The 9,315-nt window shown below is 65.7% G+C and carries 7 protein-coding genes; 4 read left to right on the top strand and 3 right to left on the bottom strand.

The window, feature by feature from the left end:
* Positions 1-127: 127 nt before the first annotated feature.
* The 3 genes from FJY73_13205 to FJY73_13195 form a co-directional block, all read right to left on the bottom strand.
* The gene (locus tag FJY73_13205; protein MBM3321615.1) at positions 128-574 is read right to left on the bottom strand and encodes a hypothetical protein; all 447 of its coding nucleotides are present in this window, start codon (positions 572-574) and stop codon (positions 128-130) included.
* A gap of 655 nt (positions 575-1,229) precedes the next feature.
* Positions 1,230-2,432 carry a hypothetical protein gene (locus FJY73_13200; GenBank protein MBM3321614.1) on the bottom strand — a complete coding sequence of 401 codons (1,203 nt, stop codon included), beginning with the start codon at positions 2,430-2,432 and terminating at the stop codon, positions 1,230-1,232.
* A gap of 15 nt (positions 2,433-2,447) precedes the next feature.
* Complete coding sequence (locus FJY73_13195; GenBank protein ID MBM3321613.1) at positions 2,448-3,614, bottom strand: hypothetical protein; 1,167 nt, start codon at positions 3,612-3,614, stop codon at positions 2,448-2,450.
* Between the two features lie 134 nt (positions 3,615-3,748).
* On the opposite strand from FJY73_13195, the gene FJY73_13190 reads away from it, so the two are divergent.
* From FJY73_13190 to FJY73_13175, 4 genes are all read left to right on the top strand, one after another.
* Positions 3,749-5,248, top strand: a complete 1,500-nt coding sequence (locus FJY73_13190) for a DUF2723 domain-containing protein (GenBank protein ID MBM3321612.1) — start codon at positions 3,749-3,751, stop codon at positions 5,246-5,248.
* A gap of 105 nt (positions 5,249-5,353) precedes the next feature.
* Complete coding sequence (locus tag FJY73_13185) at positions 5,354-6,739, top strand: sulfatase (GenBank protein MBM3321611.1); 1,386 nt, start codon at positions 5,354-5,356, stop codon at positions 6,737-6,739.
* Between the two features lie 2 nt (positions 6,740-6,741).
* Entirely contained in the window at positions 6,742-7,449 is a 708-nt protein-coding gene (locus FJY73_13180; GenBank protein ID MBM3321610.1) for a glycosyltransferase family 2 protein, read from the top strand.
* On the top strand, positions 7,446-9,315 hold a 1,870-nt coding region (locus tag FJY73_13175; GenBank protein MBM3321609.1), incomplete at its 3' end, for a hypothetical protein. The genes FJY73_13180 and FJY73_13175, both read left to right, overlap by 4 nt.

Here is a 9,315-nt window from a genome sequence, read left to right as displayed (position 1 = left end):
CCAGGCTACGAAATTGGGGATGTCGTAGGCCCGCCCTGAAACCCGAAGCCTCCATGCGACGCCGATGTCGGAGGAGGAGTGCAGACCGAATCGGCAAGATGTCCGCGAGATTCCCGGCGATGGGATATTACTCTTCTCCAAGCGCCTCGAGATCCGCAAGGTCCTTCTTCCGTCCCGTCGCGCGCTTATTGGCGATGAACTCTTCTCGCCCGATGAAGTGGACAGGAAGATCGCCGTAGTTCCCGAGGACTCGGGAGGCGGCCGCCTGCTCCCAGGAAACCCCCGTCAGGGATGTGAGAAGGTCCACTCGGACCGGAGGCGTACCCAGTTGGATCACCTGGTTCGGAGACGTGAAGTCGCCGGCAGTAAGGCCCAGAGAAGCGAACCCAAACTCGCTCAGCGCGTCGAGGATTCGGGCAGCGTTCGGCTGGTCCGGTCGAACGAGGAGGTCCATATCACCGGTGAAGCGCGGAGCCCCGTGGAATGCCAGGGCGTAGCCCCCGACGACCAAATACTCAACCCCGTGCTTGTTGAACAACGCAAGCAGTTCTCTGAAGTCTGGCTGAACATCCACCGATCAATCTCCTGAGCGCCTCGACCGCCGCCAGACGCTCCTCAGGCGACCGCTCCAGCCAATACGTCAGATCCCGCCTCGCCTCGGCCGGATCTCCTAGCTCGTGCTTGTAGACGACCTTCTGAATCATTGTCTCATTCTAACATCTTGACTCGGCCTAAGAAAGCCCCACTCGCCCAAAGGCTCGTCGACCGTTCCTTCCTCCGTGCACAAGCCCGCAGAAGGAGCCAGGGTCCACGAAGCCCGCGGCGGGATCGGGGCGCGAACTCACGATCGGACAAGACGTCTCAATCTCAGCCGCGGGTTCGGAGCGAGCGTTAGTCTGCGAGCGCCCGCCGTCTATGACCCGCGAACCGAGTTCCGTCTAGAAACCGCATCGCCTCCACGCCGATCCGGTCGAGCGGAGCACGAGGGTTCGTGGACCGCGTCCGGGCGCGCGTATCCCCCGGAGGATCCGTCGATCCTCCGTGCTCTCTCCGCCCTCACTCCCGCTCGGTCCGGCGACGCGGATCGTATATCCCTCGATCGTTCGAGATCAAGGGAAACGGTGCGGAAGCGGGCGTCGGAGTGAGGGAAACACGCGGGACGAATCCCGAGAGACATCGCCGAAATCCGGGGAGCGCTCACCGCTCCCCGCTCCCCTCCGCGCACGCGGCTACTCGACGTAGCTCTTTCGCCTTCTCCAGGGTTCTTGGCCAGTGAAGCCGACGAGGATTCTCAGGTAGCTCTCTTCGAGTCCGACGGATCCCTTGTCGCCGATGCTTCCGTACTCGATGCCGAAGTCGAACGTCCCGCGGCCGCCTCCGAGTGGAATGCCCGACCCGATCGTCGCGATCCAGCGGGAGATCTCCTCGCCGTTCTCCGATCGGTAGGCGATCGGATCGACGCGGAAGCCGACCCGAATGGGGAGTCGAAGAAGAGCGGGGTCGTCCCTTCCCGGCGCGCGCTCGACGCCGATCGCGTACGCGACGACGTCCCGATACCCGCCGAGCGCGAAGACCGTGTCCTCGATCTCTTCCCACGAGGAGACGACGACGTCCGCGCCCGCCGTCCACGCCTCGCCGACACGCACGGAGAAACCGCCCCCCATCCGCTCGGGGACGCCGATCTCGACCGGGTCGGTGCTCACGCTCCCCGACGCGCCGATCCGCTCCCGGTCCCCTTCGAGCGTCGCACCGGACGAATAGACGAACCCGACCAGGAGGCGCTCGTGGAGCGGGACGAGAATCCCGGCGGTCGCGCCCGCGCCGGAACACCCGGTCCGGAGCCGCTCCCTCGTCGAGCGGATCGAGGAATCGTCGAAGTCGAGATCGTATGTTTCTTCGATGTTTAAGAAGTAATTGTCGAGCCGGAAACCGACGCGAAGATCCTCGAACAGCCGGAAGCAGAGGGCGGCCGGGACCCGGAAGAGCGCGCCGCTCCTCTCGAAGTGCCTCGCGTGCGGCTCGACCGGCGCCTCGTCGGGAAGGAACGGGATGCGGGTGCGCGCGGTCCCGAGATCCCCTTCCACGTCGTAGCCGAACCCGACCCCGAACCGGGAGCCGAACGGGATGAGGAACTCGAAGAGCGGGATGCCGCTGCTCGTGAAGAACGCCTCGCCCCTCGCGTCGCTCGCCGACCGGCGGTCCGCCAGATAGACGGCGCTCATCGAGACGCTGCGGAGACCGGCCGGCGCCGCCGGGTTCGCGAGCGAGAGTCGGAGCGAATCGTCGAGACCGATCGCGATCCCGCCGAGCGCCCAGGCGCGCGCGTTTGTCGGGGAGAGCGCGACGCCGAGCCCGCCCGCGCCGAACTGCGAATCGGCCCGCGCGATCGTGGCGGCGAGAAGAAGAGCGCTCACGAGGAAGAGACGGCGCAACGATGTCTCCTCCCGCTATCCGTCTTCCGAACGGAGCGGGGTGTAGAGGAGCCGGAGCCGAGGCCGAAGCGAATCCGGAGCCTCGGTCGAATAGAAGACCGCGCAACGATCGCGCGCGCGCTCGATTGAGGAGCGAACGACGATCCTTCGATCCCACAAACGCTCGCTGAACCAGTTTCGCACGATGCTCGTGAGCGGGATCGCCACCGTATCCCCCGAGACCGCTCCGGCGTCGATCGTCCGGCTTCCGAGCACGGCGTTCTCGACAACGATCGAATCGGCGACGAGCGTGTCGTTGAGAACGCGGCTCGCCCTCAGGGAGAAGGCATCGGCTCCGGCCGAAGGGGGACGCGCGAGCGTGAGGACGATCTCCGCCCGGTTCACCGCGGCGTCGCGGAGCTCCTCGGGAAGGAGAAGATCGAAGAGGATCTGGTTTGCCATGCTCTCCCGCATCCCGACGAGAAGAGTGTCCGCGCCCATGTTCTCCGCGACGTACGAGCCCGCTTCCACCTTGAACGCGTAGAAACGGTCGAGCCTCGCCGAGGAGACATAGGTCGATTCCGCGCCGGTCGTGTCGGCGACCGTGACGCGCAGCCGGAAGCGCTCCCCCGCGCTCGTCGTGTCCGCCTCGCGCGCGGGAAAGCGGAAGAACGCCTCGTCCTCATCCCCAAGCCGAAGAAGAACCCCGTGGTTCCCCGCCGATGAATCGATCCAGCTCTGAACCCATTCGATTGGGATCTCGGCGTCGAGGGAAGGGGCGAGCGAAGCGTCGGGGCCGACCGCGACATCGAGCGTCTCGCTCGCGGTCGTCTCGTTCCATGTCTTCTTGATGCGATCGATCCGCGCGGCGCCGTCCCCTTCCGCGAACCAGGGGACGCCGGTGAGGCGGGCCTCGACGATCTCTCCCTTTTCCTTCGGAAGCGTGTCGAAGTAGACCGCGGTCCAGAAGACGAACTTCCTCCGCCGGCCGAGGAGAAGGTCCTCCTGCCCTCCCGGAAAAACGCTCGCCTCGAAGAACGTGTCCTGGCGGACCACCGTCTTCGACCCGTCCTCGACCGGCTCGGCCCAGTCGCGCCGGCCGAAGAAATCCGATCCGACGAGCGTGTTCTCGTCCCTCGTGGAGCACGAGGAGAGAGCGAGGAAGAGAAGCCCGATTGTCCGTAGCCACAGGTTCTTCGTCACGCCGCACGATCCCTTCGCGTGGCGGTGATGGTAGGGGAAGAGGGGAAGGGGGTCAAGGACCGCTGCGGGCGGAGCATGCGATAATGCTTGGGACCCGCGCGCCGATCGTGTAGGAAGAAGCCTCGGAGGACGCGATGACCGAGCGAACCACGACCCGAACGGAGCTCGTTCTCTCGACCCTCCTTCTCGTTATCCCTCTTCTCTTCCTCTTCGCGACGGCGCGTCCGGACGTCGAGGGGAGCGATTCGGCGGAGCTCGTCGCGGCTTCCTTTTCGCTCGGGATCGCGCACGCGACCGGCTATCCGCTCTACACGTGGGTCGGCCGGATCGCGATCGTCCTCTCCCCTCTCGACCCGGCGCACACGATGAACCTGCTCTCCGCCCTTCTCGGCGCCGCCGCTCTCCTCCTCTTCGCGCTCGCGGCGAGGGAGATCACCGGCAACCTTCTCTCGGCCGCCGCGCCGATCGCCGGGCTCGCTTTCGCCCGCCCGTTCTGGTTCATCTCCACCGTCGCGGAAGTGTACGCGCTTCATCTCTTCTTCCTCGCCGCGACCCTTCTCTTTCTCTTCCGATGGAGACGAACCGGCGCGCCTTCGGATCTCCTTTTCGCGGTCTACGCGGTCGCTCTCGGCTTCGCGCACCACGGTTCGACCGCGCTCTTCCTTCCGGGGTACGTTCTCTTCGTTCTCCTCCATCTCCGCTCGGTCCGCCGGGCGGCGCGCTTCGCGCCCGGGCTTCTCCTCGTTCCGATCGCGCTCGGTGTCTACCTCCACCACCCGATCCGCCACCGGGCCGACCCTCCGATCGACGCCTTCCGCGAGATCGAGACCCGAACCCGCATGGGAATCCTGGATGCCGATCGCACGGGGAAGACCTTCGAAGATCGATTCTTGTATAAAGTGTTAGGGGAAGGTCCGGCGCGGAAGCTCGACCCGACCTGGGAAACGGCGCGCGGGCGCGCGGGGACGTTTCCGGCGACGGTTCGTGCTTCGCTCGGGACGCTCGTCGCGTGCGCGGGAATCGCCGGGCTCCTCGCGGGGATCGCCGGCGGACCCCGGGCGCCCGCGATCCTCCTCGCGTGGGGCTTCGTCGCAAACACGCTCTTCTTCTCCAACTTCCGGACGGAGGATCTCGAGGACTTCCTCGTCCCTTCGCTTCTCCTTCTCGCCCTCGCCGCCTCTCTTGCGATGGAGGCGTTGCGGAGGACGGCATCCTCTCTTCTCAAGCGCCGCGCCGCGGGAACGATCCTCCTTCTCGTCCTCGCCCTCGGGAACGGCGTGGAGATCGTCTCCGCCGCCCGCGCAGAGGGCGGGTATCGGCACAGCGCGCCGACCCTCGCGCGCGAGAGGGATCTTCTCCTCGCCGACCTCCCGAACGGGGCTCAGATCCTCATCCCGTGGGGGCGCGCGACCGTCCTTCGTTACGTGCAGATTGTGGAGGGGATCCGGCCGGACATCGAGATCCACGCCATGGCGAGAAGACAATACGAACACGCGGTCCCCTCTCTTCTGGAGCGGGGGCCGGTCTTCGCGGAAGATGCCGGAGAAGGAATGCGAGAGAGGTTCGATGTCGCACCCTTCGGACCGCTCTTCCGGATCGAGAGGCGCGCCGATGAAGCCGGGGTTTCCCATTGACCCCTATCGGGAGCCGATTGTAGCTTCAAAGCAACGCGCGAATCGGGTTTCCGCCGGCCCGGCGACTTCCGGAATCGCGGCCGCTCATCGGGGAAACGGAGCGAGATGGTTTCTTCCCTTCGATCGCCGCTTCTCTTCGTCTTTGCGCTCGTCCTTCTCTTCCCGTCGTGCGCCGGGAAGGAGACGGCGCCGGCGAACCTACTTCTCATCACGGTGGACACGCTTCGCGCGGACCGGCTCGGCTGCTACGGAGGAACGGACGCGCGCACGCCGGCGATCGATCGCCTCGCCCGAGGCGGAACGCTCTTCACGAACGCGTTCTGCTCGATTCCGATCACGCTCCCCTCCCACGCCTCGATCTTCACCGGACTCTATCCGCGAACTCACAAGGTTCTCTCGCACGGCTATACCCTCGCGCCCGAGCACACAACGCTCGCCGAAGTGCTCCGCGAGCATGGCTACCAAACAGGCGCCTTCATCTCGAGCCATGTGCTCGACGACAAATACGGGCTCGCGCAGGGCTTCGACATCTATTGGAAGCGCTACAACTACGGACGCGAGAGGGCCGAACGGTTGATGGAAGAAGCGGGCGAGGACCTCCTCACGCTTGCGGTCCTCGACTGGCTCCGGCTCGAGGCCAAAGAGCCGTTCTTCATCTGGCTTCACTGGTTCCATCCGCACAAGCCCTACGAGCCGCCGGGCGCGATGCGGGCGCTCCACGACCCGAGCCCCGATTCGCCGCTCCAGCCGGACGTGCCGACGCTCCAGAAGGTCTGGGAGGGCGCGATCGACCTCCCCGACGAAGAGGTAGAGCGCTTTCGAAGCCTGTATGCCGGCGAGGTCGCGTTCACCGATCAACAAGTGGGGATCGTTCTTTCACGACTAAAGGATCTTGGTCTCCTCGAGAACACGCTCGTCGTTCTCACCGCCGACCACGGAGAGGTGCTCTACGAACATGACCGTTACTTCGGGCACGACATCATGCTCTACGAGCCCTCGCTTCAAGTCCCGCTCATCCTCTCGGGACCGGGGATCGCACGGGAAGAACGAATCCTCGACGCGACCGTGCGGAACATCGATCTCTTCCCCACGATCCTCGACCTCCTCGGCATTCCGTCCGATCCTTCGGCGATCGAGGGGCGCTCCTTCGCCGCCGCGCTCCAGGAGCAACCGATGGAAGACGCTCCGGTCTTCGCGGAGGTCTTCCCGCCCAAAGAGGTGTGGAAGACCGAACCGCGCCACACGGTCCGTTTCGGCGATTGGAAGCTGATCACGAAAGACGGCACGGACGTCTCCGAGCTCTTCGATCTTTCGGACGATCCGGCCGAGAAGCAGAACCGCTCGGAGGACGCGATTGAGAAGCGGGCGGAGATGGAGCGCCTCCTCCGCGAGTGGATCGCCGCGCGCGAAGGGACGGCGCCGGAGGGCTACCCCGAGCTCACCGAGCAGGAGAGAGAGAACCTGAAGAGCTTGGGGTACATCACGGAGTGACCGTGGGCGGAAACATCGACAAGCCGACGATCTCGTTCTTCTTCCCCGCCTGCAACGAGGAAGAGACGGTGGAGGAGCTCGCCCGCCGGGCGGACCTCGTTCTCCGGGATCTCGCCTCGGAGCACGAGGTGATCATCGTCGACGACGGCTCGACCGACCGGACCGGCGAGATCGCGGACGCGCTCGCGCGCGAGAACCGCCGCATCCGGGTCGTCCGCCACCCGAAGAATCAGGGGTATGGGATCGCGCTCCGGAGCGGTTTCGCCGCGGCGCGCTACGATCTCATCTTCTACACGGACGGCGACCTGCAGTTCGACGTCGCCGAGCTCTCCAAGCTTCTCCCTCTCATCCGCGAGGCGGACATCGTCTCGGCCTACAAGATCCGCCGGATGGACGGATGGGAGCGCCGGGTCGTCTCCTGGGTATACAATATGTCCCTCAAGCTCTTCTTCGGTCTTCCGATTCGCGACGTGAACTGCGGGTTCAAGCTGTACCGGAGAGAGGTGTTCGATCGAATCACCCTACGGTCGACGCGCGGCCTCATCGACGCCGAAGTCCTCCTCAAGGCGCGCCGCGCCGGCTTCCGCATCGTGCAGGTCGGGGTGACGCACTTCCGCCGCCGGTCGGGCGGAAGCCGCTACCGGGTCCGCGAGATTGTGCGGACGATGACGCAGATGGTCGGCCTTTGGAGAGAGCTCCGCCGCTCATGAACGACGATCGCGAAACGCCCCGGCGCGCCCGCGATGAGCTTCTCCCGGTCTTGTTCCTTCTCGTCCTTCTCCTCCTCTTCTTCTGGGACACGCTTTTGGGGGACCGCGCGCTCGTAACGAGCAACATGTTGCGCTGGCTTCCTTGGCGCGCATCCGCCTCGATCGAGGACCTCCAGCGGCCGAGCTTCCGCGATGACGCCGCCGAAACCTACTTCCCCAGGAGGTTCTTCTCCCAAGAGGAGATCCGGGCGGGACGCATCCCGCTCTGGAATCCCGGCATCTTGTGCGGCGCCCCGCACCTCGCCGATCTTCAATCCGCGGTCTTCCACCCGCTGAACCTTCTTCTCTATTCGGTCGATCCGCGGCGGGCGATGGGGATCTTCGTCGCGGTCCATCTCTTGCTCGGTGGATGGTTTTTGTATTTATTATTGAGAGGCTTTCGAGTCGGCGCGGCCGGCTCTCTTCTCGGCGCGGTCGCCTTCGTGTTCAACGCCTACTTCGCGACCTACCTCGGCCACCCGACCCACATCGCGACCGGCTGCTGGATTCCGCTCCTCTTTCTCCTCTCGAAGCGCTTCTTGGAAGGGGGCGGCGGACGCCTTCTTCCGGCGGCGGTCGCGCTCGCCTTTCTCGGCGGGTTTCCGCAGACGATGCTCTACGGCCTTCTCGCGCTCGCCGCGTTCGTCCTCTTCGCCGGAGCGGGGAGCCCGGCCGGCGAGAGGAGGCGCCGCTTCGTTCGCGTCGCCGCGCTCGGCGGTCTCGTTCTCGTCGGGTTCGGCCTCGTCCTCTTCCAGATCCTTCCCACGGCGGAGCTCGGATCGCTCAGCGAACGGAAGGAAGTCCCCCTCTCCATCATCCTCGCCGAGCACAAGCCCGGACCGTGGTCCCTCCTCCGTCCGTTTCTCCCCGACTTTTTCGGGAATCCGGTCGACGAAACGTTCTGGCTCGCCGCCCTCGACGGCCCTCTCTCCCATCCGTCCGATCTCGGCTTCATCGGATACGCTGGGGTCGTTCCGCTTCTTCTCGCCCTCTCGGCGCTCGTTCTCTCGAGGAAGCGAGAGGTCCGCTTCTTCGCCGCGCTCGCAGCAGCCGCGCTTCTTCTCGCTTTCTCCGGGCCGATCTATTCGCTCTTCTATCGCCTCCTCCCCTTCGCACGCTTCTCGAGCGGTCTTCACCGGCTGCAGTTCCCCTTTCTCTTCTCGATCGCGGTCCTCGCCGGTTTCGGCTTCGAGGAGGTGAGAAGCCGCTTGGAGAGCGGCCGCGCGCGCGCGGCGGCGCGGATCCTCGGCGCGTGGCTCCTTCTCCTTCCGATCGGGGCCGCCGCCCTTCACTGGGGAGGTCCGCGCCTCCACGAGGGGACGTCCGAGCGGCTCGCCCGGGTGGAAGGAGAGCTCGGCGGTTCGGAACGAAATCCCCTTGCGCTCTCGCCGGTCGCGCGCGGTCTTCTCGCGGGAGGAAGCAACGCGTGGCTTCGGCACGAATGGCGGGGGTTCGGGCGCTTCGCGCTCTTCCTCGCGGCCGGAGCGGGGGCTCTCTTCGCGCTCCTCGGAGGGAGGCGCTGGACACGAGCCGCGGGCGCCGCGGTCCTCCTCGTCGTCGCCGCGGACGGGTGGACGTTCGCCCGGACCTACTACACGCCTCAACCCGCGAGCGCGCTCTTCGCACCGCACGAATCCCTTGATGCATTGACAAATGAGGAAGAACCATTTCGCGTCGCGCGCTTCACATGGGAATACCTCCTCCCATCGAATACCGGCCTTCCATACGGGATCGAGGACCTGCAAGGCGTGAACGCGCTCATGCCACGCGACTACGGCGACCTCTTCGCCGCGATCGATCCCATGCTCTGCCCGGACGGCCGCCGGA

Source organism: Candidatus Eisenbacteria bacterium, from assembly GCA_016867715.1.
Lineage (GTDB): Bacteria > Orphanbacterota > Orphanbacteria > Orphanbacterales > Orphanbacteraceae > VGIW01.
Note: the sequence above shows the minus strand (reverse complement) of the source record. Positions and strands in the feature narration are given on the sequence as shown.